Here is a 1,173-nt window from a genome sequence, read left to right as displayed (position 1 = left end):
GCATACGGATTTTCCAGCAGCTCATGATAAAACGAATCCTTCGTCCAAGGAGACGTAAAGGAGGATGCTTCGATTTCGTATACGTGATCTATATCTTCAAGCCGCATATTTCTGACCGCTGCTTTTGTTTTCATCCTATCACCCTACTTTTGACTTTCAATCCATTTCGCTTCAGCTTCTGCCAGCCGCAAGTAATCCGGGACAAGCCCATGAACATTAGCTGCTTCCTTTTCCTTCCCGAGAAAAGCCAATTCTGAAGGACGCGGGTTATGCTGGGCGGCAGTTCCAATGAATCCTTTTGTTCCAAGAACATCCTCGATCATCTGCTTGTGAATAGAAGTGTCGTGACCTAAAAACAAAACAGGACGATCCTTTTCTTTTAGCATCTCCAGCCAATCTGCCAGCATCACATTTTGATCTGGAACAGCTTGCTCTAAAAGTCCATTTTTATATTGATACAGACCTGTGTACACCTGTCCCCGTCTAGCATCAAAGATTGGGCTGATCAGACCGTCAAAATGCCGGCCATTTGCCGCAAGCGTCTCAAGACTTGATACAGCACTTATTGGAATGACTAAAGACCAGGCAAGTGTTTTGGCCAACGTCACACCTATTCTTACTCCTGTGTATGAACCAGGGCCTTTTGCAACGACAATTTTAGAAAGGTCCTGCGGTGCCATATCACAATCATTCAGCAATGAATGAACAGCAGGCATTGCTCTTACAGAGTGGTTCTTTTTCAAATATGTAATGTATTCTGCTATAACGGTGTCTTCTCGAAGCAGCGCAATGCCCAATGTATAATTTGATGTATCAATTGCTAATATTGTCATGTCTACTTAACTCCTCACAAAGCATTTCATACCGATTCCCGACAGCAGTAAAGGTAATTTCCCGCTCATCATCACCAGCTCTTTTGATGACAATTTGCAGTCGCTCCTGCGGCAGCTGTTCTTCAATTAAATGAGCCCATTCAACGAGACAGACACCTTGTCAGTGAAAATATTCATCAAGTCCCAAATCTTCACTTTCATCTTCCATTCTATACACATCCATATGATAAAGAGGAAGTACGCCATCGTTATATTCTTTTATAATTGTAAAAGTCGGACTGTTTACAACACGCGTAATTCCCAGCCCTTCTGCAAAACCTTTCGTAAAAGTCGTTTTTCC

Annotated in this window: 2 protein-coding genes; both read right to left on the bottom strand. The window is 42.7% G+C overall.

Annotated elements, in window-relative coordinates:
* Positions 1 to 143 precede the first annotated feature (143 nt).
* A complete protein-coding gene (gene tsaB, locus ACWFR1_RS40455) occupies positions 144 to 833 on the bottom strand; it encodes a tRNA (adenosine(37)-N6)-threonylcarbamoyltransferase complex dimerization subunit type 1 TsaB (RefSeq protein ID WP_453561151.1) in 690 nt (229 codons plus the stop codon).
* A 160-nt stretch (positions 834 to 993) separates the two neighbouring features.
* On the bottom strand, positions 994 to 1,173 hold a 180-nt coding region (tsaE, locus tag ACWFR1_RS40450), incomplete at its 5' end, for a tRNA (adenosine(37)-N6)-threonylcarbamoyltransferase complex ATPase subunit type 1 TsaE (RefSeq protein ID WP_453561148.1).

This window comes from Streptomyces sp. NPDC055103, assembly GCF_053607625.1.
The sequence above is the reverse complement of the archived record's forward strand: the minus strand, read 5'-3'. Positions and strand labels throughout refer to the sequence as shown.